The following is a 23,044-nucleotide window of genomic DNA, read 5'->3' on the forward strand; positions in this document are numbered from 1 at the left end:
CATGAAAAATTCATTCAGTTGACATCAGCGTTTCATATTAGGCCGATATAGTTGCGGCACTGACGACGGTAAGCTGGTTGTCCGACGATAAACCAAATGTAATTCAATTTTCAGGAGAAACTCATGAATAAATCAACCTGGGCACTACCGGTTTGTGCTGTGTTGACCACATGGGTTTATGCTGAAGCGGTACTGGTAGATGGCCCCATGAGTTTCAAACCAATCGCAGCTTCTGCTTATGAGCAAACAACGACTGATCCACTCGTTCTTGATAGCGAGCCTTGGATCATTCCGAAAGGTTTTACGCAACACATTATTTCGGATGAGCGCCATTTGGATATTTATCCTGGCTTGAATGATTTACCCGATATGAACACCGTCAACGAAACCGGAAAGCACGCGGGTCGTTATCTGTATCGTACACATGAAGCGCGGCCGGGTCTTGCTCCTTATGCCGGTGGCGCTATATCCATTGTGGATTTGAAAACCGGTAAAGCCAATATTCTGGCGCAACGTCATGATTGGGAAGCGCTGGATGGATTGGTATGGACGCCCTGGCAGACTCTTCTTTTCGCTGAGGAAACCATTTCAGCCGCACTGCCCGACCCGGATGTGCCTGATGCAGAGAGTGGCATGCTATACGAAATAATATTCGCCAAGAACGACCCGACCACCGCAGTAGAAATCAAAGTTCGCCCCATGCTGGGGTCACTTGCCCACGAAGGTATTGAAATTGATGATGAAGGCAACGTCTACGTCATTGATGAAACTGAAACAGGATCTATCTATAAATTCGTACCGCATGCCTATGGTGACTTGAGCAAGGGCCAGCTATATGTTCTACGGGTGAAGAATGGTATCAAAACCGGTGAGGCCGAATGGATTGCGCTGGATATGAATCAGGTGCAGGTCAATGCCAGGGTTGCCGCTCAAGCCGTAGGCGCTACGCCTTTTTGCCGTCCGGAGGATTTGGAGCGCATCGGGCATACTTTGTTTGCAGCATTAACCTGTGAGGATGCTAACGATCCGATCAACACTGATGGCCCCGGTGCAATATTGGCTATTAAACTGGCATCCGTTCCGATAGTGAGCTACTTCGTCCAGCCTGGAGTGAATGTTCCCCATGAAGTGAGACCCACAAGTACGACCATTGGTGTAACCGGGTTCATGAGACCTGATAATCTGGCGCGCGGTCCGGATGGCAAATTGTGGATTGTCGAGGATAACCCAAACAGCGATATCTGGGTTGCGTTGCCTGATGAAGATGGTGATGGTTTCAGTGATGGTGTGTATTTATTTGCTTCATTGAAAGATGCTGCTGCGGAAGGTACCGGTATCTATTTTGGCAAGGATCCGCACACGTTGTTTGTAAACATCCAGCATTCCGGTACCGGAAATGATAAGACCATGATCATTACCAACAAGCGATTCGATCGGGATGGGGAATAATCGCTTAATACACTTACATAAGGAGCCATGCATGAAAATTGATAATTTACTGGTGCGAGTAGTTGCGTTCATGGGTTTTGTGTTGCTTAGTATCATCATCAGCATCGCATTTTATGAGCTGACTGTGGATTGGGGAAGTATTTCAGTTTTGTTTATGGGGCTTTATCTTTATTCGGCTTATTTGTTGTTTACCATTATTTGCAATAAACCCGGTAATAAAATACATCACTTTAATACAAAATATTCACGGGGAAATAAACCCCCGGTATCACGTAATAAAATTTATGAATATTAAGGAAACGCTGATTAATTGGCTGCACGAGCGAATCACTTCGTTGCGCGGTACTCACACCTTCGTCTATCTTGTTGATATGTCTCAGTTGCTGCGTTCCGGGCGCCTCGTGCTTCATCTCGTTCGCCGAATTAATCAGCGTTTCCTTAGGAGTACGTGTTCATAGTACTACCGTAACTTCTTCTCAAAAGATTTTCTATGCCTTCCTCTCTATGCACTGGAAAATAACCGCTTAACCCAAGCACTGGAGTAGTTTAAAGTGTCACAACAATCCTGGAGATTGTGGGCGTGTTGAATTGGGTTCTATGTTTTACTATCTTCTAACTACCTTTCCTCTCAGCCTGCTATTTGCCTGCAGTTACTGAGGGGATTCTCAAAAGTAATCTGTTTGTCATCACTCTGTCATATCAAGCGATTAAAATTTCATCTTATTCCAGATTTATGTTCGCGACAGGAGCATTCAAATGAGATTGCACTTTTTTCATGCATTGGCAGCTGCTACAGCACTACTGTGCGCAACAATAGCGACTGCCGCTGATATTACCGGTGCGGGCGCTACTTTTCCTTATCCGGTTTATGCCAAGTGGGCGGATAGATATCATAAGGAAACAGGTATCCGGTTGAATTATCAATCCATTGGTTCCGGTGGCGGTATCAAGCAAATCAAAGCCAGGACTGTGGATTTCGGGGCATCCGACAAGCCTCTGACACGGGAAGATCTGGAGAAGGATGGCTTGACACAATTTCCTACGGTGCTGGGTGGCGTAGTGCCAATTACCAATCTTGAGGGAATCGGAGAAGGTCAGATTAAATTAACCGGAAAAGTTTTGGCCGATATTTTCCTGGGAAAAATCAAGCGCTGGGATGATGCATCCATCGCCGCATTGAATGAGGACATTGTTTTGCCAGCCAGCAATATTGCGATCGTTCATCGTGCGGATGGCTCCGGCACTACTTTCCTGTTTACTGATTATTTAAGTAAAGTGAGCCCGGAATGGAAAGCCAAAGTAGGTGCAGCGACTTCAGTGGCCTGGCCGATAGGTACTGGCGGGAAAGGTAATGAAGGCGTGGCCAATTTCGTGAAGCGAATCAAGAATTCGATTGGTTACGTCGAAGCGGCTTACGTAAAACAAAACAAACTGCATTATGTGCAACTGCAAAACCTGGCAGGTCATTATGTATTGCCTACCGAAGAGAGTTTCAGGGCTTCCGCTGCCAATGCTGAATGGGATAAAGATTCCGGGTTTTACGAAATTCTTACTAACAAGCCAGGTTCAGGCAGTTGGCCGATTACAGGCGCTACTTTTGTTCTAATGCACAAATCCCAGAGTAAGCCGGCGCATGCAATGCAAGTATTAAAGTTTTTTGAGTGGGCCTATGCGCATGGCAATCATACAGCGCTGGAATTGGATTATATTCCGCTGCCCGACAATCTTGTTGCTTTGATTAAGACCTCCTGGGAAGCCAATATCAAAGATAAGGATGGCCGCGCGATATACACTGTTAGCGCGAGCGCGAATAGCCCATAAAAATAACATGCGCCTGGCCATTACAGCCATACACAACGATCAATGTCAAAAATTATTTCTGCAGCAAAGCTAACAAGGCAACGACTACTGGATCAGTTATTTCAAAAAACGACCTGGTTTTTTACCGTGATCGTTTTAGTTCTGCTGGTTGCGCTTATAGGTTCGCTTGTCGTGGGCAGTCTGCCTGCCATTAAAACTTTTGGTTTTAACTTCCTCATTAGTCCGGAATGGAATCCGGTAACAGAGCAATTTGGCGCATTGGTGCCGATTGTGGGTACTTTGGTTACCGCAATCATTGCACTGTCAATCGGTATTCCCGTGAGCTTCGGTATCGCATTATTCCTGACGGAACTATCTCCATCGTGGCTGCGCCGTCCGCTTGGAACGGCGATAGAGCTCTTAGCCGGAATTCCCAGCATTATTTACGGCATGTGGGGGCTATTTGTATTTGCCCCGTTTTTTGCCAGCACCGTGCAACCTTGGCTGCAGAATACTTTTGGAGATTTGCCGGGCATTGGGTTTCTGTTTGAAGGCGCTTTTATGGGAATAGGCATGTTAGCCGCCGGCATTATATTGGCGATCATGGTCATTCCTTTTATCGCTGCCGTCATGCGTGATATATTCGAGATTGTGCCTTCCATGCTAAAGGAGTCAGCCTATGCTTTTGGTGCCACCACCTGGGAAGTGATCTGGAACGTGGTTTTGCCTTATACCAAAAGCGGTGTTATCGGCGGGATTATGCTCGGGCTTGGGCGGGCATTGGGTGAAACCATGGCGGTTACGTTTGTGATTGGTAACGCGCATCAGTTACACGCTTCCCTTTTTATGCCCGGAAACAGCATTGCTTCGGCGCTGGCAAATGAATTCACCGAGGCCGACGGCGAATTGTATACCTCGGCTTTGATTGAGCTGGGTTTGATTCTGTTCCTTATCACTTTTGTGGTATTAGGTTGTTCCAAGCTCTTGTTGATACAACTGAAAAAACGCGAAGGTGTTGCTACGTAGAGGTTTGTATGATTTCAGTCTATACCCGAAGACGCATGATCAATATTCTTCACTTGACTTTCTCCGTCTTGGCTATGATTTTTGGCCTGTTCTGGTTATTCTGGATATTGTTTGTCCTGGTTGGCAAGGGATTGGATGGCATTAGTGTTGCGCTGTTTACCGAGATGACACCAGCGCCAGGTAGCGCAGGCGGGCTGCTCAATGCGATCATTGGCAGTCTGATGATGGTAGCGCTGGCCACTCTGATCGGTACACCCGTGGGTATTCTGGCGGGCACCTATTTGGCTGAGTTCGGTCAGCACGGCTGGTTAGCTTCAATCACCCGTTTTATTAACGATATTCTGCTATCTGCGCCGTCTATCGTTATCGGATTGTTTGTTTATACTGTTTATGTGGCCAGGGTTGGTCATTTTTCCGGCTGGGCGGGCGCTCTGGCACTCTCGATCATTGTCATTCCGGTTGTTGTGCGCACCACGGAGGATATGCTTCGACTCATTCCGGACAGTCTTCGTGAAGCAGCTGCAGCTTTAGGCGCTCCCCCATGGAAAGTGGTTACACTGGTGACCTGGCGTGCTTCCGAAGTAGGCATATTGACCGGCGTGCTGCTGGCAGTTGCGCGTATCAGCGGAGAAACTGCCCCGTTGCTTTTCACGGCGCTGAATAATCAGTTCTGGACTGTGGACATGAATCAACCGATGGCGAATTTACCGGTAGTTATATTCCAGTTTGCCATGAGTCCGTATGAATCATGGCAGGAGTTGGCATGGGCTGGTGCATTGTTGATTACATTGAGTGTTTTGGGGCTCAATATCATTGCGCGCTTTTTTCTGCGCAAGAGGACGTTGTCAGGTTAAAGTTTTTTTACCGCCAATTACCGGATTACTAAGGAAACGCTGATTAATTCGGCGAACGAGATGAAGCGCGAGGCGCCCGGAACGCAGCAACTGAGACATATCAACAAGATAGGCGAAGGCGTGAGTACCGCGCAACGAAGTGATTCGCTCGTGCAGCCAGTTAATCAGCATTTCCCTAATAAAAAGACAGATGCATAAACAACAGGTGATGAGCATGAGAAACCAGCAGATATTATTTTACAGTAAGTTATCGGGGTCGCACGAACATCCGCAAATTACGGAAGAAGTCTCTGAATTTAAGGCTACGATGAATATCAATCAAGCAAAACGAGCTGATACCAAAATTACCATCAACGATTTAAACTTTTACTACGGCAAGCACCATGCACTCAAGTCCGTCAGCATGAATATCCTGGAGAAAAAGATTACCGCGTTTATTGGCCCATCCGGTTGCGGGAAATCGACATTATTGCGTACGTTCAATCGTATGTATCAACTTTATCCTAGCCAGGTAGCCCGCGGCGAGATCAGGGTGGATGGCGTCAATATTCTTGATAAGAAGCACGATATCAATATCCTGCGCGCTAAAATGGGTATGGTATTTCAGAAACCGACACCTTTTCCTATGTCCATTTTTGATAATGTGATATTTGGCGTGAAGTTATATGAAAGTTTAAACCGCAGTGAATTAATGGAACGAGTCGAATGGGCATTACGGAAAGCTGCGCTATGGGAGGAAGTTAAGGATAAGCTGAATCAAAGCGGCATGAGTCTCTCAGGCGGACAGCAACAACGCTTGTGTATTGCCCGCACCATTGCAGTGAGGCCCGAAGTGGTGTTGCTTGACGAACCAACTTCGGCGCTGGACCCGATTTCCACCGCGCATATTGAAGAGCTTATTTTTCAACTTAAGCAAGATTACACCATCGTTATTGTCACGCACAATATGCAGCAGGCAGCACGCGTTTCCGATTTTACCGCCTACATGTATTTAGGAGAATTGGTCGAATTTGGTGAAACAGATACGATTTTCACCACACCCAAAGAGAAAGCTACTGAGGATTACATTACGGGTAAGTTTGGTTGAAATACATTATATAGCCAAAAAGATTTGTGGCTCTTGTCAGTCCGACAGTGCCTGTGCATTTGTATCAGATTGAGCAACTTCCCTTACATGCATGGTCACTTTTGCTCGCTTCTCATTATCCCGGCTTTCCCGTTCAGTATTACTTTTTTGCGGGAAATTTTGTTTCCAGTTTGAGTGAGCCGCGTGTGGGATGCCTTAATTTATTAAGATAATGATTAACATGGATAAATAACATGTTATTGCTTGACTTAAATACTATGCTAATTTGACCATGTCTCCCTTATGTTAGCGAAATAATCTGATAGAATTTCTTGACTATTTTGATCGGAATATACAGTCCACTGATTATTTATAGTCGCGAATGCAGAAAAAAATTTTATTAAAAATAAGCTTTATTGGAGAAGAATAATGAAAAGAATCCCTAAGTATTGTTTTGCCTTATCCATGCTGGCATTGGCCATGTTTGCAACGTCAAGCTCAGCACTGGCCGCGGTAGCGGTAAATTGGACAGGGCCATCGCCTTCCGGCGTGTACTTTGCGGGCCAGGTGGTAAATCCGTTCGGCAACGCTAATGCCAGTGGTATCGTAGGCGGTAGCGGCTTGGATCTGGCCTTGGTACTTGATTCTTCGGGTAGCATGGGTGTGGTGGATAGCGGCAAGACCCTCAACCAATGGCTGCAAGAGGCGTCTACAGCACTAGTGAATGCGCTGCCTGCTGCAAGCACTTCGGTCAGCGTAATCGATTTCGATTCCAGTGCAAGCATATTGCAGAGCCTCACGCCATTATCCAGCGGTTCGGCCGCGGTAATATCGGCAATCAATGCAATAGATGCCTCGGGTGGAACCAACATCGGCGCTGGTATTGACAGTGCGGCTACCGAACTTACCGGCGCCAATCACACTGCAGGCGCTACGCAAATGATGGTAGTGGTTTCCGATGGTCTTAGTTCAGGAGATCCTGCAAGTAACGCTCTTGCCGCATTAGGTGCGGGTGTCGATGCCATTCATACCGTGGGCCTTCCAGGTCATGATGCATTCACTATGCAAAACATCGCTACTTCAGGTAATGGCATTTATACGAATGTCAGCAGTCTGACAAGCCTGATTGATTTGTTCAATGGCACTTCCGGAAATCTGGTAGGTATCGATCATGTAGACGTGACAATGAACAACGGTGTATTGATTAACGATATTGCCATCGACGGTCTGGGAAATTTTGTATTACCCAATGCTACACTTGCTCCCGGTGACAATGTATTTACCGCTGTTGCTTACGATACGCTAGGTAATAGTGCGTCTGCAGAGTTGATACTCACTGCTGTTCCAGAGCCTAGCACATACGCGATGCTTGGCTTGGGTTTACTGCTGTTGGGCTGGGTTAACCGGCGCCGTATCGCCTAATCGGTTTTTGTGAATTAAGGAGGCCGCGTTCTGGAAAGAACGCGGCCTTTGCATGTTTGCTTAACTATGAAATGCCTGGTATAGGGTTGCCTTGGTTATTTTCCAATCTATTGCTTTCCTGCCTGTTTCTTTCAAAATACGCCAGCCATTTACTGTCTTGAAGAGTTTGTTTTTTTATAACGCTTGATAATGAATTTCAATCACTTCCAGTTCTTCCACCCCACCTGGAGTATGCAACGTTACAGCATCACCTTCATGCGCTTTGAGCAATGCTTTGGCCAGCGGTGAAATCCAACTGATGCGGCCAGATCCGGGTTCTGCTTCGTCCATGCCAACAATGCTGTAAGTTTGTTTCTCACTCAGAGCATTGCAGACCGTTACGGTAGCGCCAAAAAAAACCTGATCGCATTCGCCACGCTGCGCGGGATCAACTATCTCCGCACTATCCAGGCGTCTGGATAAGAAACGCAAGCGGCGATCAATTTCGCGCAAGCGTCTTTTGCCGTAAATGTAATCACCATTTTCTGAACGATCCCCATTGGAAGCTGCCCAGGTAATGGTTTTTACCAATTCCGGGCGTTCCACTTTCCACAATTGATCGAATTCATCTCTCAATCGTTGATATCCGCCTGGCGTAATGTAATTCTTTATACTCTGCGGTAATTCCGGTGTGTCGTCCAGGTCATCGTCGTCCTCATTTTCCTTGGTAAATGCTTTACTCATACTTAGAGATCTTCACTAGAAATTTTTTTAGTAATAGTTTCTGTTTTTTGCCAGAAGCGTATTTGCTACAGTGCTGTCAACAATAGCGTCAACTTTTTCTAATGCTTTTCTGCCTAACAGCAATGGTGTTGAGAAACGGGAACGGTCGATCAAATTAACCATGATTTTATAGGGTTTTCCATCAAAGTGAATTTGTATCTTTACGACAGGACGTGAATGGTATTTTTGAGCTTGAGCGCCATCAATGGCCCGTCTTTTTATTTTTGAATAGCGAACAATCGGTAAATTGTAGTGGAGTGTTTGTTCCAATTCAGGATGAGAAACTTTAAACTTTACATACTCTTCGCCTTCTTTTTCATATAACTGAATATCTGTCGCGGATATTGAAGCAGTTTCAGCGCCTGTATCCAGCTTTGCCGTCAGCGTAACTTTATCAGGCGCTAGCGTTACGGGTTCAAGATAACCGTAAACGGATTTGTTTGCTGTAACAGGTGTTGCCGTCAGAAAAAAAATTATGCCTGTCAGCGGCAGAAAAATAAAATAAAACGGATAGGTTTTTTGTGATTTCATAACAAGTATATTTTTTGTAAGGATTCATTGTTATTTGAGCACAATGTGAACTCATATTTTGAACAACGATTTTAATAATTATGCAACTGCATTGATGCGGATGTAATGAATCGGCACGCAGGAAAAATGAGCGTCTTCTTAAAAAATACCGGAAACTGAATGAAGTGTCAAACACGCTGGCTAGCGATAAAAAGTTTGCGAAATTTGTATCCGCTTGGTTGAAACAGGTGTAAGTTGCCCAGCTTTATTTATATTATCAGAGAAAGCCTGCATAGGAAAAAAATTGGCGCAGTTGTGAAAAGAGTGGATTGCCCGATTGCAATCCACTCTTGCGAGCTGAACGCTCAATGAAGAACTGTGATTATTTATGTGAAAGTCTTACGGTTCCAGCGCTGTTCAAATAAGCACCGAGGCGTTTTGCCAAATAAACTTCTACGGCGCCAGTTGATGTACTGGTTTTGGTTTCCAAGCCAACGCCACAAGCCCATAGCTGCGCATCTAAGATAGCGATGCGGGAATTGTGGTTTTCATTGATTGTTTTAGCTTGAAAATTGGGATAGGTGTTGCCTGCTCCTTTAGAGGTATCAACAACGACAGTTCCATCGGGAAGCGTGATCAGAACACGGCCATCCGTTATCAGTGCTGCGACTGTGTTAGCTTCATTGAGTAATGCGTTGTAAGTACCCGGACCTACAACTGCATTTAGTCTGTTTCTGAATTTTGTTACTTGTGCAGGTGTCAATATGGCGTTCAGATTTGCATAGGCAGGTTGGGTTAATTTGGTTTGAACCTGATCTCCGCATGCGGCCATTGCATTGAAACTAACAAACAACAATGCAGCAACTAAAGACAGTAACGACATTTTTTGCATTTTCATGTGAAATCTCCGATGTGTTTTTAAAGTATTGTCGAGCACATTACGAACACTGAGTGTGCTCAATAATGCATCCTCCGTATTTGCATACATCACGAGTATGACGAGCATGATGTATGCGAGGGATATACTAGCAAGCGACCATGACATGCCGATGTCATCAACATTGCAGTAGCATTAAGTTTTTGAGAATGAGTAGAGGCGGAGCATTAAATAAGAGATTGAGTGCTCTGAATCGGAAAACAATTTTCCGGATACATCAGTAATGTGTTTGACAGCTTAGGGGATACTCGGTATTTTGCAGTTAAGTAGGGGATATTTCGTGCTTGTGCGTTTACACGAAAAATATTCGCTATCTGTGTCGTGATGGCAAAGTGAGAAAGTCTGAGTTCGTTATATGGAAATTGATTAATAAGAGAATCTTATGTCTGAAGTAGCCGCTGTAATTCAAAAAAATGATAATGCTAATAGTGCTGGTCTGAGCATGCAGGCTATTAGCGAATTAAATGATCGTTACCGCCCGCTCAATTTTGAGGAGCGATTGCGCAATCTCTATACGGATTTCCACCCTGAAAAAGTAATGGTGACATCCTCATTTGCAGCAACCTCTGCTTATTTCCTGCACATTATTTCCCGTATTCGTCCGGAACAGGTTATTTTTTTTGTAGATACGGGTTTTCATTTTCCGGAAACCTTGTTATATCGCGATTATTTGATCGGGTTATATCATCTTAAAGTCAAGGATCTGAGAGCGGATGGTTATCAGCACTGGTACAGTAAGAAAGAAAAACTGTATGAAGTGGATCCTGATTTCTGCTGTACGATAAATAAAATTAGTCCATTGGAAGAAATCAAGCCCAACCATGATGTTTGGGTGTCAAGTTTGATGAACTGGCAGACGGATCATCGTGCAAGCTTGAGTATTTTTGAAGAACGGCGCGGAATTATTAAATTTAATCCGATGATTGATGTGACTCGTGCAGAACGCGACGCCTATATTCTTGAGCATAAATTACCTTTCCACCCGCTTGTGGCTGAGGGGTATTCCTCGATAGGCTGCACGCATTGCACTGTAAAAGGTGAAGGCCGCAGCGGTCGTTGGGTTGGGAAGCCAAAGACCGAATGTGGTTTGCATCTTTAATTCACTAATTGATATACGGCCATGCCTTGCAAAGTGAGTCTTTGAATTATTTGATTGTGATTTTAAATTGATCGGTAGCTCTGACCAGGGCTGATTGTATGCCGGGTTCCCATGCCGAATGGCCGGCGTCATCAATAATGATATATTCAGCTTGTGGCCAGGCCTGATGCAGATCGTCGGCGCTGACGATTGGGCAGACCGCATCATAACGCCCTTGCACAATGGTGGCGGGAATGCCGTGCAGTTTATGCACGTTTTTCAGCAAAGCGTTTTCCGGCAAAAAAATGTTATGGCTAAAGTAGTGCGCTTCCATGCGTGCCAAACCCAATGCGACAGTATCGCTGGCAAAATAACTGATCGTGGCCGGATTGGGTAACAGTGTGGAGCACGAACCTTCGTAGGTGCTCCAAGTGCGCGCGGCAGGTAAATGTATGGCCGGATCGGGGTTCATCAGACGCTGATAGTAAGCCGCAAGAATATCGTCGCGTTCTTCCGTTGATAGCGGGGCGACCAAAACATGCCAGGCTTCGGGAAATAAATTGCGAAGTCCATAAAGAAACCAATCGATCTCCTGCTTGCGGCAAAGAAAAATTCCCCGCAGAATAAACCCCAGGCAGCGTTCCGGATGCGCCTCGCCGTAGGCAATTGCCAATGTGCTGCCCCAGGAACCTCCAAATACCAGCCATCGATCAATTTCCAGATGCAGTCTGAGCAATTCCAGATCGCTAATCAGGTGAGGGGTTGTATTTGCGCGAGTTTCACCGAGCGGAGTCGAGCGTCCTGCGCCTCTTTGATCATAAATTACAATACGATAATAGGTCGGATCAAAGAAACGCCGGTGCGCCGGGGTTGATCCGGCTCCAGGACCACCGTGCAGAAATATAACTGGAATTCCGGCAGGATTTCCGGATTCTTCCCAATACATGGTGTGAATTTCATCCAAGGGTAATCTTCCTTGACCATAAGGCTCGATTTCGGGGTATAGTTCAGCAGCTGAATGATTGTTCATAGTGGGTAACGAAAGTGATTCCTGATGAATGAGTCATGAAATTGAAAGAATAGCGTGACAAACCGCACAGAGTTTAAAGCTTAAATGAATTACAGTTCTGATATATTGCTTGAAAGATTGCATAGGTTGCATACTGTATCAATGTTTTAAGGAATAATATATGCCCAATACTATACTGAAAGGACGGGAAGTTTCCATGTTACGTGAAGAGATGGAGATTTTAATGAATGAGCGTCAATGTTTGCTGGATACCACAGGGGCCGCGGCCATGTTTGTAGCCGAATTGGATAGTGCTGCGTTGCCCGCATCGGCTTGCCAGGCGGCGAAAATTTTATCCAGATCGCTTAATAACTTACCGGAAGAAACCTTGCAAGATGCGTTGGAAAGAGTGAAGTTAGTATCTGCAGTCCGTGCATGAAAAAAAGCATAATCTAGGTGCGCCAAAGGTTGGGCTTGTACTGACCGGAGGGGGTGCGCGCGCAGCTTATCAGGTAGGTGTATTGCGCGCTATTGTGGAATTGCTGCCGGATAAGTCTCGTAATCCGTTTCCTGTTATTTGCGGGACATCGGCAGGTGCTATTAATGCTGCCAGCATAGCCGTTGCGGCCAACAATTTTTCTGAAGGTGTAGCGCAACTAGAGGATGTTTGGTCAAATTTTCACGTAGATCAGATTCACCGCTCTGATGTGGTCGGTGTGACTCATAATACTTTGCGATGCTTACTGTCGTTGATTTCGACCGAATACGGCCAGCATAATCCAGTTTCCTTATTGGATAATGCGCCCTTGGAAGCGTTGTTAAAAAACCGCTTTTCTTTTCGCGCCATTCAGCACTGCATCCGTTCCGGCGCACTGCATGCCTTGGGGTTGACCGCATGGGGCTATACCTCGGGGCAGTCGGTTACTTTCTATCAAGCAGCCAGAGAGGTTTTGCCCTGGAAAAGGGCGCAGCGGCTGGGTGTCCCGGTTGAAATAGGAGTTGAGCATTTAATGGCTTCTTCGTCGATACCTTTCATTTTTCCGGCCGTGAAATTGAATCGTGAGTATTTTGGCGACGGTTCGATGCGTCAGTTGGCGCCGATTAGTCCGGCGCTTCATTTGGGCGCCGATAAGGTGTTGATTATTGGCGTGCGTAAACCAGTAACCGATGAACCCAAACGTACCAGCGCTACGAGTTATCCACCTTTTGCGCAGATTGCGGGGCATGCGTTGAACAGTATTTTTGTCGATAGCCTGGATGTTGATCTGGAGCGTTTATTGCGCATTAATGAAACGCTGAAATTGATTCCCTCTGAAGTATTTAAACAAAACAATGTTTCATTGCGTCCGGTTGAAGCAATGATGATTGCGCCCAGCGAAGGTATCAACGAGATTGCACAGAACTATGCCCATACCCTGCCGTGGATCATGCGTTATCTCTATCGCGCTATTGGTGCCATGGGGCCCAATGGATCGACCTTGCTGAGCTATGTATTATTTGAAGCGCCTTTTTGCCGGCATTTGATTGAATTGGGTTATAACGATACCTTGCAGCAGAAAACCGAGCTGCTGAAGTTTATTGGCGTTGAGGATAAGGCAGAGAAAAATGGCGGTTGAATTTTTTGTGATTTTGATTTGAATTTTAATCGGGAAAGATTAAATGGCTTTTGATAGTCCGCAATTCTGGATTGCTGTTATGCAAATCATCGCAATTGATATCGTGCTGGGAGGCGATAATGCAGTTGTCATCGCGCTTGCCTGCCGGCGCCTGCCGGAACATCAACGTAGACTGGGCATTATGTGGGGTGTTGTCGGTGCTATTGGATTACGCGTGGTGCTGATCTTTTTTGCGTTAAGTTTGCTTGCTATCCCCTACTTGAAAATTGTCGGTGCGGTTCTGTTGCTATGGATCGGTATCAAATTGCTGCAACCAGAGGAGGTGGTGGAGGGGCATGACATTGATGCCAGTACAACCTTATTGGGCGCGATTAAAACGATTATTGTGGCCGATGCCGTGATGAGTCTCGACAATGTAATCGCTATTGCGGGTGCGGCTAAAGATAGTATGGGTCTGGTAATTTTCGGTTTGGTCATCAGTGTGCCGATTATCGTGTGGGGAAGTCAGCTGGTGATGAGAGTCATGGATCGTTATCCGGTGGCGATCCTGATTGGCGCCGGACTGCTGGGGTGGATCGCGGGCGATATGGCGGTCACCGATGTGGCTACTAAAGATTGGGTCAGTACCCAGGCCAGATATTTACACTGGATTGCGCCGCTGGCAATGGCTTTGCTGGTGATTGTGCTGGGTAAAATGCTGGCTGCCCGGCAGCAGGCCAGGATTGGCCCTGTCATTGATTTGGTGGATGAAGAAAAATACAAACAATAATTGCTGTTATTAGAAATAAGGAGATTGATCATGCTAAAAATCCTGTTACCTGTTGATGGTTCTGATAATTCCGACAAGACAATCGGCAAGTTTATTCAATTACTGGATTGGTATAAGGAAAAACCGGAATTGCATTTATTGAGCGTGCAATATCCTCTCGATGGCAATATTTCATTATTTATTAATCAATCGGATATCACGCAATATCATCAGGAAGAAGGATTAAAAAATCTGCAATCCGCTCGTGATTTACTGGATCAGGCAGGGATTCCCTATCAACATCACATTACTATCGGAGATCCGGCTGAAATGATTGTTCGTTTTGCGGTCGAAAAGCAATATGATCAGATTGTCATGGGGCCGCGTGGTCAAGGCGGTATACAAAGTCTGCTGCTGGGGTCGGTGACGAACAAAGTGATGCAACTGTCGAGCCTTCCCGTATTGCTGGTTAGATAATGTTTTCCTGAGGCCGATACGGTGAAACTCAGGGTTCTGGGATGTAGCGGGGGAGTAGGAAGCGGTGCGCACACCACGGCCATGTTATTGGATGATGATGTTCTCATTGATGCAGGAACCGGGGTAGGAAATTTGACCATCGAAGAAATGGTCAAGATTGATCATATTCTGGTGACGCACGCACATCTGGATCATGTGGCTTTTATTCCTTTTCTGGTGGATACCGTTGGTTCCATGCGCACCAAGCCGATAACCATTCATGCCATACCGGCGACACTGGATATACTGCAAAAGCACTTATTCAACTGGTATCTCTGGCCGGATTTTACACAAATCCCTGTAGCCTCCATGCCTTATATGCGCTATGAAGCTCTGGCGTTGGATCAAACCATCTACCTCAAACAGCGAAAAATCACGCCATTGCCTGCGTATCATACCGTCCCGGCTGTGGGCTATCGGCTCGATTCCGGACAAGCCAGTCTGGTATTCACAGGCGATACTACGACTAATGATGCGTTGTGGGCAGCCGTTAATAAAATTGAAAATCTGAAATATTTAATTGTTGAGTCGGCTTTCTGTAATCGAAAGCGGGATATCGCTCAAAGATCCCAGCATTATTGTCCCAGCTTGCTGGCAGAAGATATGATGAAATTGGAACGGGCAGTGGAGATATTTATCACGCATTTAAAACCCGGCGAGGCTGAAATAACGATGCAGGAAATCAATCAGTGTATGGGAAGTTATCATCCTCGCCAGCTTGAGAATAATCAATTACTTGAATTTTAGGATGTGATGCCATGAATGCAACTGTATTAACGCCTCATCAGCCGAAAGATACCTCTAATACCCTTGAGGAACCGGATGTGATTGCGAATTTCCGTAAAGTTATCGGCAAGATAAATACTGCCAATAATTTGGACGAAATCATGGCGGAAATCAGTAAAGATATTTGTGCCCTGTTTAATGCAGATCGCTTAACCATTTATTCATTGAGCGCAGATAAATCATGTTTTGTGTCACGAGTTAAAACAGGGCTTGATTCGTTTCAGGATCTGCAAATACCGGTAACGGAGAAAAGTATTGTTGGTTTTGCCGGATTGCAGAAGAAAGTGGTCAATATTGAGGATGTTTACAATAAATCCGAGTTGAAAAAAATTAGCGCATCGCTGATTTTCTCCAACGATGTCGACAAGCGTACCGGTTATCGAACCAAACAAATGCTGGTGGTGCCAATCTTAAATCCGAATAACCAGGACCTGACGGGCGTGGTTCAGGTCATTAACAGCAATAATAATGAGCCTTTCTCAGCCGCTACAGTGAAGAAGGCCACGGAAATCTGCCGAGCGCTGGCGGTTGCTCTTAATCAGCGGCAACAACCGGTGCGGCTGATTAAATCAAAATATGACTATCTGATTTCCGATGCGGTAATTTCCGCCGCGGAACTTGATCTTGCAACACGTTCAGCGCGAAAAAAAGGCTGTGATTTGGAAGATGTGCTGGTGGATGAGTTTCAGGTTGCCTTGCCGCTCATCGGTAAGGCACTGGCCTTGTTTTTTGGAGCCAGGTACGAGCCTTTCCGGGGCGATCGGATCAAGCCGATGGATTTGCTCAAGAATATCAAAAAAGATTATGTTGAAAGTAATGCGTTGCTGCCAATTAATGAAACCAAAGAGGGGCTGGTGGTTTTAACGCTCGATCCGGAACAGATCAAGTCGCAGCGCATTGCAAACACGATTTTTCCCAAACACAAGATTATTTATGCAGTCACTACCAAGCGTGAATTCACGGCGACGGTAGAGCAGTTTTATGGCAGCGGTCAGGATGAGGCGGGTACCGGTGATATTAATGAAATGCTTTTTAATCTTGGGGATGAGCATGCTGAAGAAGGCTCCAACGACATAGAGGAATCTTCAGCGGCGTCGGACAATGAACTGGTCAAGCTGGTGAATAAAATTATCACTGATGCCTATAAGATGGGGGTGTCGGATATTCATATCGAGCCTTTTTCAGGTAAGGAAAAAACCAAAATCCGCTTCCGCAAGGATGGTTCGTTGATGCCCTATATCGAAATTCCGGCCAGTTATCGCAATCCGCTGGTGACGCGGATCAAGATCATGTGCGATCTGGATATTTCGGAGAAGCGCAGGCCTCAGGATGGCAAGATTAAATTCAGAAAGTTTGCGCCGCTGGATATTGAATTGCGGGTTGCGACCATTCCTTCGGCGGGCGGGGTGGAAGATGTCGTAATGCGTATTCTGGCCGCCGGAGAGCCGATCCCGCTGGATAAAATGGGATTCACCGAGCGTAATCTGGGGGAACTGAAAAAAATTGTCAGTAAACCTTATGGATTATTTTTTGTCTGCGGCCCCACAGGTTCGGGTAAAACCACCACCCTACATTCGGTGCTGAAATATCTCAATCGCAACGATACCAAAATCTGGACCGCGGAGGATCCGGTGGAGATCACCCAAAAGGGGCTGCGGCAGGTGCAGATCAACGTCAAAGCCGGGCTGACTTTCCCGGTGATCATGCGTTCGTTCCTGCGTGCGGATCCCGATATCATCATGGTGGGTGAGATGCGCGACAAGGAAACCACCAGCATCGGCATTGAAGCCTCGCTCACGGGGCATTTGGTTTTAGCCACGCTGCATACCAACAGCGCGCCGGAATCGGTGATCCGTTTGCTGGATATGGGGATGGATCCGTTTAACTTTTCCGATGCATTGCTGGGCGTTCTGGCGCAACGGCTGACCAAGCGTTTATGCAAATGCAAGGAATCGTATGTAGCCGACGAACGGGAAATCAACGCGCTGTTAAGCGAATACTGCGAAGAGCTCAGGAATATCGATCATTTCAAAGCCGATCCCGAAGCGGCGATGCAGGAAATCCGTCAGCAATGGATCGAACGGTACGGCGATGAAAGCGGACAGATCATGCTGCATAAACCGGTTGGTTGCGATCAGTGCAATAACACCGGCTTTTCCGGCCGGGTGGGATTGCATGAACTGATGACCGCCAGCGACGCGCTGAAGAAGAATGTCCAGGAGCGCGCGCGCGTGGCGGAAATGCTGGTGACGGCTTTAAGCGAGGGCATGCGCACGCTTAAGCAGGATGGCATCGAAAAGGTTTTGCAGGGCGTGACGGATATTCATCAAGTGCGGGTGGTGTGTATCAAGTAACCGATTCGACTGAATGTGACGTAAATGGTCACATTCTGACGTAACGTGTTGCACTGTCCGGAGCCGTAAATAAGTTAACGGCAAATGACAATTTATCCCGGGCGGGATGATCGGTTTTCCAGCCATTTTTTGGAGGATATTTGACTCTCACCCGAAGGTTTGCCTGCCAGTAATCCTTCAACACTGATATCTTCATCCAGGTCTTCCCAGTGTATTTCGTATCCAAATCAACCTGTAAGTTATCCTCTTGTTACCGTAACGTTTTCTGCGGCAGGAATTTCTATTTCAATCATGGAAGTATGCATGTCATGCCTCTTTCAGTTGTGATTAATGTTCACTGATAATTCCTTGAATACACCTCATTTCATTTCGCGAAAAACCGCCACTACTTTGCAAGCGCACTGGGTCGAGCCAGAATTTGGCAATCCTGCTCCATTTCTTCACATGAACGAGTTTACGCTGATTAAAAAAATAAAAAACCGCCTTTATTTGTTAAAGGCGGTTTTTTATTAGAGCGCTTACGACTGTTGCTCTATAAAGAGTCTCAGCCTATCAAATTTGTGTGGTTAGCAAATTTTGCCAGCACCACCAGCTGCGGCAAGACATCCACCAGTAACTGCCCAGGTTACACCTCCTGAACCAGCGACGATGGTTGGGGTGATTACGTAAGTATCTGCTGCTGCAATGCCTTGGCCAGCAACTGGGGTTGCCGTAATCGCGCCATTGGCACCAACTGCTATAGAGGTTACTATCCCTGTAACTGTCGCCATATCATTTGGAACCTCAATGGCTCCACGTGCACCAGTTGCAGCAACTTGGACCGCGCCAGCGTTATTGCAATTACCAGTTTGAACGCACAATTCTACAGCTGTTTTATATGGAGCAGTTGCATTGACAACTTCAGTGAATCTTGCTTTTAACGTATAGTTTTGATAAGCGGGAATTGCCACTGCAGCCAGAATGCCAATGATAGCGACAACGATCATTAATTCAATCAATGTGAAACCTTTTTGCGTGTGTTGCATTTGTTGTTCTCCTTTAGGTTGATTAGGGCACACAGTGTGTGTGATGCTTCATAAGCAGAAATCGTGCCAGAAATTTTATTTAATATAATTGCAGCAAAATAAATATCAGTTCATTGTGGTTTGCCACTGCTATCCGATCCATCGGCTGCGCATAGGATTGTGAGCGATTTTTTCCGGATTGATTTATTCATGGCCAAAAACTTCTTCCCATAGCGCCAGCACGGCCTTGCGATCTTTTTTTAAATGACTGCCATCGACCCGGGCGAATTTCTGTGCTTCTCCATCGATGGATGCGCGTACCGTCATGTCTGAATCGCCGTTTAATCTCAGGCGATGCTGGATACGGCGGAATTCCCGGTACCCCGAGCGAACTTGCTCCGCCGTGCCGGTCGAGATCAGCCCGAGTTCCCCGGCCAGTTTTAATAACGCGATGTTGCCGATATTCCCGGTGAGTTGCGGATATTGGCAGGCATAGCCCAGAACCAGGTATTGCACGATGAATTCAACATCAATGATACCACCGCGGTCATGCTTGATATCGAACAAGGCGGTCGGGTTGGGATGAACGTCCAGCATTTTCTCGCGCATTTTCAGAATCTCTTGCTTGAGCCGGGTCACGTCGCGCGCGTTGCACAGAATTTCTTTGCGGGTGTTTTCAAATACTTTCCCCACGTGGGAGTCGCCCACTACGAAACGCGCCCGGGTCAATGCCTGATGTTCCCATACCCAGGCTTGTTCATGCTGGTATTGCGCGAAAGCTTCCATCGAGTTGACCAGTAAACCGGTTGCGCCATTCGGGCGCAAGCGCAGATCGGTTTCATACAGTAAACCGGCCGATGTGTGGCGGGTGAGCCAGGCATTGATGCTTTGTCCCAGTTTGGTGTAGATTTCCGCCGCATCGGGATGATCATCCTGATACAAAAAGATCATATCAAGATCGGAGACATAGCCCAGTTCTTTCCCGCCCAGCTTGCCATAGCCGATAATCGCAAACGCCGGTGTCTCCCGGTGACGTTTTTTTAAACCCGCCCAGGCGAGATTCAATACGTTGTCCAGAATCAGATCGGCCAGCGCGGTCAGGTGATCGCTCAGCGTTTCGAGCAGCAGGGAGCCTTTCAGATCGGTGACCAGTAACCGGAAAACCTGCGCGTGCTGAAAGTGCCGCAGAACATCCATTTGCCACTCGATCACGTCATTTTTCGGATTATTGACATGATTCAATTGATACATAAGGTCGTGATTAAGCGTTGTCCAGTCAGGCGCCGGGTGCGGTACATCGCGGCGTAATAACTCATCCATCAAAATGGGATGCCGCCCCAGATAGTCGCTGGCCCACTGGCTGATGCCGGCCAGTTCCGCGACCCGCTGCAGGGTATGGGGATGTTCCAGCAGCAGCGCCAGGTAAGATGTTTGCGCGCTGATCTTCTCGAGCAGTTGCAGCATGCGTTCGAGCGTGGTTTCAACCGGCGGGAGCTTGGCCATTGCTTCGATTAGCAAGGGAACCAGGGTATTGATCTGCTGCCGGTTGAATTCAGGCAGTTGATGATAGAAAGTGCTTTGATAAAACAGCCGGAGCCGCTCGGACACTTTCTCCGGCTCGGTGAATCCCATCGTGCTCAATTGCGATGCGGCGGCTTCGGTTTGCGAGGTATCCTGTGCCTTGGTCTGCCACAGATAAGCCAGCGTGTCATGCGTGCGCGATTTTTTGGGAGCGGCAAAAATGAGCTCAAAGTGACGCGTTACGTCTCTACGATGAATATCCAATTGACGCATAAAGCCGGCATAATTCTGGAAGTTCATGGCACTTGCGATTAAGCGCTGGTCATCCGGATTCAATGGCAATGTTTGCGTTTGCTGATCGTCCAGGTATTGCAGGCGGTGTTCCAGTTTGCGCAGGAAGTGATAAGCATCGATGAGTTCCGTGATGGCTTGTTCCGGTAGTTGCTGCTTTTTTCTCAGGCGTTGCAGGACGCCGAGTGTGGGGCGAATACACAGATCCACATCGCGGCCGCCGCGGATTAATTGAAATACCTGCGTGATAAATTCTATTTCACGAATACCGCCAGGCCCCAGTTTGATATTGTCGTGCATTTCACGGCGCTCGACTTCCTTGCGCAATTGCGCATGCAGGCTGCGCATCGATGCATACGCGTTAAAATCCAGATACTTACGGAACACAAAAGGCCTGACTATTTTTTCCATCAGGATCGATTGCGTTTCGACGTCAGCATGGCCTGTGATGATCCGGCCTTTGATCCAGGCGTGACGTTCCCATTCTCTGCCTTGTTTGAAGAAATATTCTTCCAGCATGGGGAAACTGATGGCTAGCGGACTGTTCTCACCATGCGGGCGCAAACGCATGTCGACCCGGAATACATACCCGTCCACGGTAAAATCATTAAGGCTGGCGATCAGTTTACGTCCCAGGCGGGCGAAGAATTCATGGTTGGAAATCGACTTGGCGCCATCGGTTTCACCTTCTTCCGGATAGACAAAGATTAAATCGACATCGGATGATACGTTGAGCTCTCCGCCTCCCAGTTTTCCCATGGCGACAACCAGCAGGTGTTGAATGTTATGGTTATGTTCGCCGCGCGGTAATCCGAAGCGATCGGGTTGCGTCATCCAGTTTTCATGGTATTGAAGTGCGAAATTGATCGTGACCTCGGCAAGTTCGGTCATGCAGCGCATGACTTCATATAAATCCGCTTGGCCATTAATGTCGCGGATAAATAAACGAAGCATGGTTTGTTTGCGCAAATTGCGCAGCGCGCTGTGTAAAGTTTTCTCATCCGTGATATGTTTGGCGTAAGAGGCAAGGAATGTTTGCATCTCAACCTTTTGGAGAGGAAACTGGAGGGTTTCCAGCAATACATTTTTTTGCGCGGGCTCGCTTTCCAGCAGGCGTTGCGCATAACGGCTGAAGGGTAGCGCTGCAGCCAGCGCTGCGTCTGGGGAGTGATCGGTGGTGTCCATCATTGAACGGTAATTCTTCACTGTAACCCAATCTACTGATACCAGGTTAAGCAAAATCAAAATACAACGTTATCAGAGTAAATGCTAGAATTCTGCATAATAATATGAATCCATGATTTTATATGGAATAATTAACAAAAAAAGAAAAAGGTGCTTGATAAAAACGAGAATCCAATAGCACAATCTACCGATACTTCGTATATTGCTGCGGATTCAAATAATCAAAGCGATTGACCACAGAAAAATACATGGCTTAACAACGATCTATGAAGGAAAATGAGAAAAACCAGGGGTTTCGCGTGGCCGCGATTCAAATGGCCTCGGGTCCAAGCGTGACTGCAAATTTGGAAGAAGCGGCGCGTCTGATAGAGGATGCCGTTTCACAACAGGCCAAACTGGTCGTGTTGCCCGAGTATTTTTGCATTATGGGGATGAAAGATACGGATAAGTTGGCGGTCCGGGAGCAGCCAGGGGATGGACAGATCCAGAAATTCCTGAGTGATACGGCAAAGCGTTTGGGAATATGGCTGGTGGGGGGATCGGTGCCATTGGCATCGCCGGATCCGGACAAAATTTATAATAGCTGCCTGGTTTATGCGGATAGTGGAGAGCAGGTTGCGCGTTACGACAAAATTCATTTGTTCGGGTTGCAATTGGGGCAAGAACATTATGCCGAGGAAAAAACCATTAAAGCCGGAAACAAAGTGGTGACTGTGGAGTCGCCTTTTGGACGTATCGGTTTATCGATATGCTACGATTTGCGGTTCCCGGAGTTATTTCGCCTCATGAGAAATGTTGATATTATCCTTGCGCCTGCGGCGTTTACCGCAATTACCGGAAAAGCGCATTGGGAAGTATTGGTGCGCGCGCGCGCGGTCGAAAATATGGCCTATGTGATTGCGCCCGGACAGGGTGGATATCATGTGAGTGGACGTGAAACCAATGGAGATAGCATGATCGTTGATCCCTGGGGGGTGGTCATGGAACGTCTGCCACGTGGTTCCGGGGCGGTGGTGGCGACCATTGATCCGGATTATCAGACCAGTTTGCGGGCAAATTTGCCCGCGCTGGACCATCGAACCTTACAGCCTTGCTAAAGTGCTTTGTGCG

At 46.8% G+C, this 23,044-nt stretch carries 24 protein-coding genes; 15 read left to right on the top strand and 9 right to left on the bottom strand.

The window, feature by feature from the left end; translation table 11 throughout:
• Positions 1-123: 123 nt before the first annotated feature.
• From C4S39_RS04650 to pstA, 5 genes are all read left to right on the top strand, one after another.
• A complete protein-coding gene (locus C4S39_RS04650; protein WP_103965877.1) occupies positions 124-1,449 on the top strand; it encodes an alkaline phosphatase PhoX in 1,326 nt (441 codons plus the stop codon).
• 31 nt (positions 1,450-1,480) lie between these two features.
• Positions 1,481-1,744 carry a hypothetical protein gene (locus C4S39_RS04655; protein WP_103965878.1) on the top strand — a complete coding sequence of 88 codons (264 nt, stop codon included), beginning with the start codon at positions 1,481-1,483 and terminating at the stop codon, positions 1,742-1,744.
• A 461-nt stretch (positions 1,745-2,205) separates the two neighbouring features.
• Positions 2,206-3,270, top strand: a complete 1,065-nt coding sequence (gene pstS / locus C4S39_RS04660; RefSeq protein ID WP_103965879.1) for a phosphate ABC transporter substrate-binding protein PstS — start codon at positions 2,206-2,208, stop codon at positions 3,268-3,270.
• A gap of 42 nt (positions 3,271-3,312) precedes the next feature.
• Positions 3,313-4,275: a phosphate ABC transporter permease subunit PstC gene (gene pstC, locus C4S39_RS04665; RefSeq protein WP_103965880.1), complete on the top strand. Its 963-nt coding sequence runs from the start codon at positions 3,313-3,315 to the stop codon at positions 4,273-4,275.
• 8 nt (positions 4,276-4,283) lie between these two features.
• Positions 4,284-5,129: a phosphate ABC transporter permease PstA gene (pstA, locus tag C4S39_RS04670; RefSeq protein ID WP_103965881.1), complete on the top strand. Its 846-nt coding sequence runs from the start codon at positions 4,284-4,286 to the stop codon at positions 5,127-5,129.
• Here the strand turns inward: pstA and C4S39_RS15120 are convergent.
• Positions 5,121-5,300, bottom strand: a complete 180-nt coding sequence (locus C4S39_RS15120) for a hypothetical protein (protein ID WP_146059745.1) — start codon at positions 5,298-5,300, stop codon at positions 5,121-5,123. The two genes, pstA and C4S39_RS15120, sit on opposite strands and share 9 nt — an antisense overlap.
• Positions 5,301-5,343: 43 nt before the next feature.
• On the opposite strand from C4S39_RS15120, the gene pstB reads away from it, so the two are divergent.
• Both pstB and C4S39_RS04680 read left to right on the top strand, forming a co-directional pair.
• Positions 5,344-6,216 carry a phosphate ABC transporter ATP-binding protein PstB gene (gene pstB / locus C4S39_RS04675; protein WP_146059746.1) on the top strand — a complete coding sequence of 291 codons (873 nt, stop codon included), beginning with the start codon at positions 5,344-5,346 and terminating at the stop codon, positions 6,214-6,216.
• A gap of 408 nt (positions 6,217-6,624) precedes the next feature.
• A complete protein-coding gene (locus C4S39_RS04680) occupies positions 6,625-7,617 on the top strand; it encodes a VWA domain-containing protein (protein ID WP_103965882.1) in 993 nt (330 codons plus the stop codon).
• A 174-nt stretch (positions 7,618-7,791) separates the two neighbouring features.
• Here the strand turns inward: C4S39_RS04680 and greB are convergent, their stop codons facing one another.
• The 3 genes from greB to C4S39_RS04695 form a co-directional block, all read right to left on the bottom strand.
• A complete protein-coding gene (gene greB / locus C4S39_RS04685) occupies positions 7,792-8,340 on the bottom strand; it encodes a transcription elongation factor GreB (RefSeq protein WP_103965883.1) in 549 nt (182 codons plus the stop codon).
• 27 nt (positions 8,341-8,367) lie between these two features.
• Entirely contained in the window at positions 8,368-8,910 is a 543-nt protein-coding gene (locus C4S39_RS04690) for an ATP-dependent zinc protease family protein (RefSeq protein ID WP_103965884.1), read from the bottom strand.
• Between the two features lie 361 nt (positions 8,911-9,271).
• The gene (locus C4S39_RS04695; protein ID WP_103965885.1) at positions 9,272-9,787 is read right to left on the bottom strand and encodes a hypothetical protein; all 516 of its coding nucleotides are present in this window, start codon (positions 9,785-9,787) and stop codon (positions 9,272-9,274) included.
• 421 nt (positions 9,788-10,208) lie between these two features.
• On the opposite strand from C4S39_RS04695, the gene C4S39_RS04700 reads away from it, so the two are divergent.
• On the top strand, positions 10,209-10,925 hold the full coding sequence (locus C4S39_RS04700) for a phosphoadenylyl-sulfate reductase (RefSeq protein WP_103965886.1): 717 nt from the start codon (positions 10,209-10,211) through the stop codon (positions 10,923-10,925).
• 46 nt (positions 10,926-10,971) lie between these two features.
• On the opposite strand, the gene pip is transcribed toward C4S39_RS04700, so the two are convergent.
• On the bottom strand, positions 10,972-11,934 hold the full coding sequence (pip, locus tag C4S39_RS04705; RefSeq protein ID WP_103965887.1) for a prolyl aminopeptidase: 963 nt from the start codon (positions 11,932-11,934) through the stop codon (positions 10,972-10,974).
• Positions 11,935-12,094: 160 nt separating this feature from the next.
• Here pip and C4S39_RS04710 point away from each other — a divergent pair, with 160 nt between their 5' ends.
• From C4S39_RS04710 to C4S39_RS04735, 6 genes are read left to right on the top strand one after another with little or no spacing between them, the layout of a single operon-like run.
• Positions 12,095-12,352, top strand: coding sequence for a hypothetical protein (locus C4S39_RS04710; RefSeq protein WP_103965888.1), 258 nt, complete (start codon positions 12,095-12,097; stop codon positions 12,350-12,352).
• Positions 12,345-13,529 carry a patatin-like phospholipase family protein gene (locus C4S39_RS04715; RefSeq protein ID WP_103965889.1) on the top strand — a complete coding sequence of 395 codons (1,185 nt, stop codon included), beginning with the start codon at positions 12,345-12,347 and terminating at the stop codon, positions 13,527-13,529. Before C4S39_RS04710 ends, C4S39_RS04715 begins: the two co-directional genes overlap by 8 nt.
• A gap of 43 nt (positions 13,530-13,572) precedes the next feature.
• Positions 13,573-14,298: a TerC family protein gene (locus C4S39_RS04720; protein WP_103965890.1), complete on the top strand. Its 726-nt coding sequence runs from the start codon at positions 13,573-13,575 to the stop codon at positions 14,296-14,298.
• A gap of 30 nt (positions 14,299-14,328) precedes the next feature.
• Positions 14,329-14,754: a universal stress protein gene (locus C4S39_RS04725; protein ID WP_103965891.1), complete on the top strand. Its 426-nt coding sequence runs from the start codon at positions 14,329-14,331 to the stop codon at positions 14,752-14,754.
• 21 nt (positions 14,755-14,775) lie between these two features.
• Positions 14,776-15,540 carry a 3',5'-cyclic-nucleotide phosphodiesterase gene (locus C4S39_RS04730; protein ID WP_103965892.1) on the top strand — a complete coding sequence of 255 codons (765 nt, stop codon included), beginning with the start codon at positions 14,776-14,778 and terminating at the stop codon, positions 15,538-15,540.
• Positions 15,541-15,551: 11 nt separating this feature from the next.
• Positions 15,552-17,933, top strand: coding sequence for a GspE/PulE family protein (locus C4S39_RS04735; protein WP_103965893.1), 2,382 nt, complete (start codon positions 15,552-15,554; stop codon positions 17,931-17,933).
• A gap of 92 nt (positions 17,934-18,025) precedes the next feature.
• Here C4S39_RS04735 and C4S39_RS15990 read toward each other — a convergent pair whose 3' ends face one another.
• The 4 genes from C4S39_RS15990 to glnE all read right to left on the bottom strand — a co-directional run bounded on the left by C4S39_RS15990 (position 18,026) and on the right by glnE (position 21,934).
• Complete coding sequence (locus C4S39_RS15990) at positions 18,026-18,148, bottom strand: DUF2442 domain-containing protein (protein WP_103965943.1); 123 nt, start codon at positions 18,146-18,148, stop codon at positions 18,026-18,028.
• 112 nt (positions 18,149-18,260) lie between these two features.
• Positions 18,261-18,422: a DUF4160 domain-containing protein gene (locus C4S39_RS15995; protein ID WP_103965894.1), complete on the bottom strand. Its 162-nt coding sequence runs from the start codon at positions 18,420-18,422 to the stop codon at positions 18,261-18,263.
• A gap of 77 nt (positions 18,423-18,499) precedes the next feature.
• A complete protein-coding gene (locus C4S39_RS04750) occupies positions 18,500-18,958 on the bottom strand; it encodes a pilin (protein ID WP_103965895.1) in 459 nt (152 codons plus the stop codon).
• Between the two features lie 183 nt (positions 18,959-19,141).
• Positions 19,142-21,934, bottom strand: a complete 2,793-nt coding sequence (gene glnE / locus C4S39_RS04755) for a bifunctional [glutamate--ammonia ligase]-adenylyl-L-tyrosine phosphorylase/[glutamate--ammonia-ligase] adenylyltransferase (protein WP_103965944.1) — start codon at positions 21,932-21,934, stop codon at positions 19,142-19,144.
• 266 nt (positions 21,935-22,200) lie between these two features.
• Here glnE and C4S39_RS04760 point away from each other — a divergent pair, with 266 nt between their 5' ends.
• Positions 22,201-23,031 (top strand): carbon-nitrogen hydrolase family protein, encoded by an 831-nt coding sequence (locus C4S39_RS04760; protein ID WP_103965896.1) that lies wholly within the window; start codon positions 22,201-22,203, stop codon positions 23,029-23,031.
• Positions 23,032-23,044: the final 13 nt, after the last annotated feature.

This window comes from Nitrosomonas ureae, assembly GCF_900108305.1.
GTDB classification, from domain to species: Bacteria; Pseudomonadota; Gammaproteobacteria; order Burkholderiales; family Nitrosomonadaceae; genus Nitrosomonas; species Nitrosomonas ureae_B.

Bases quoted from the DNA above. Each gene is read 5' to 3' on its own strand.
- C4S39_RS04650 (WP_103965877.1), top strand. From the start codon at position 124: ATGAATAAATCAACCTGGGCACTACCGGTTTGTGCTGTGTTGACCACA.
- C4S39_RS04655 (WP_103965878.1), top strand. From the start codon at position 1,481: ATGAAAATTGATAATTTACTGGTGCGAGTAGTTGCGTTCATGGGTTTT.
- pstS (WP_103965879.1), top strand. From the start codon at position 2,206: ATGAGATTGCACTTTTTTCATGCATTGGCAGCTGCTACAGCACTACTG.
- pstC (WP_103965880.1), top strand. From the start codon at position 3,313: ATGTCAAAAATTATTTCTGCAGCAAAGCTAACAAGGCAACGACTACTG.
- pstA (WP_103965881.1), top strand. From the start codon at position 4,284: ATGATTTCAGTCTATACCCGAAGACGCATGATCAATATTCTTCACTTG.
- C4S39_RS15120 (WP_146059745.1), bottom strand. From the start codon at position 5,300: ATGCTGATTAACTGGCTGCACGAGCGAATCACTTCGTTGCGCGGTACT.
- pstB (WP_146059746.1), top strand. From the start codon at position 5,344: ATGAGAAACCAGCAGATATTATTTTACAGTAAGTTATCGGGGTCGCAC.
- C4S39_RS04680 (WP_103965882.1), top strand. From the start codon at position 6,625: ATGAAAAGAATCCCTAAGTATTGTTTTGCCTTATCCATGCTGGCATTG.
- greB (WP_103965883.1), bottom strand. From the start codon at position 8,340: ATGAGTAAAGCATTTACCAAGGAAAATGAGGACGACGATGACCTGGAC.
- C4S39_RS04690 (WP_103965884.1), bottom strand. From the start codon at position 8,910: ATGAAATCACAAAAAACCTATCCGTTTTATTTTATTTTTCTGCCGCTG.
- C4S39_RS04695 (WP_103965885.1), bottom strand. From the start codon at position 9,787: ATGAAAATGCAAAAAATGTCGTTACTGTCTTTAGTTGCTGCATTGTTG.
- C4S39_RS04700 (WP_103965886.1), top strand. From the start codon at position 10,209: ATGTCTGAAGTAGCCGCTGTAATTCAAAAAAATGATAATGCTAATAGT.
- pip (WP_103965887.1), bottom strand. From the start codon at position 11,934: ATGAACAATCATTCAGCTGCTGAACTATACCCCGAAATCGAGCCTTAT.
- C4S39_RS04710 (WP_103965888.1), top strand. From the start codon at position 12,095: ATGCCCAATACTATACTGAAAGGACGGGAAGTTTCCATGTTACGTGAA.
- C4S39_RS04720 (WP_103965890.1), top strand. From the start codon at position 13,573: ATGGCTTTTGATAGTCCGCAATTCTGGATTGCTGTTATGCAAATCATC.
- C4S39_RS04725 (WP_103965891.1), top strand. From the start codon at position 14,329: ATGCTAAAAATCCTGTTACCTGTTGATGGTTCTGATAATTCCGACAAG.
- C4S39_RS04735 (WP_103965893.1), top strand. From the start codon at position 15,552: ATGAATGCAACTGTATTAACGCCTCATCAGCCGAAAGATACCTCTAAT.
- C4S39_RS04750 (WP_103965895.1), bottom strand. From the start codon at position 18,958: ATGCAACACACGCAAAAAGGTTTCACATTGATTGAATTAATGATCGTT.
- glnE (WP_103965944.1), bottom strand. From the start codon at position 21,934: ATGGACACCACCGATCACTCCCCAGACGCAGCGCTGGCTGCAGCGCTA.
- C4S39_RS04760 (WP_103965896.1), top strand. From the start codon at position 22,201: ATGAAGGAAAATGAGAAAAACCAGGGGTTTCGCGTGGCCGCGATTCAA.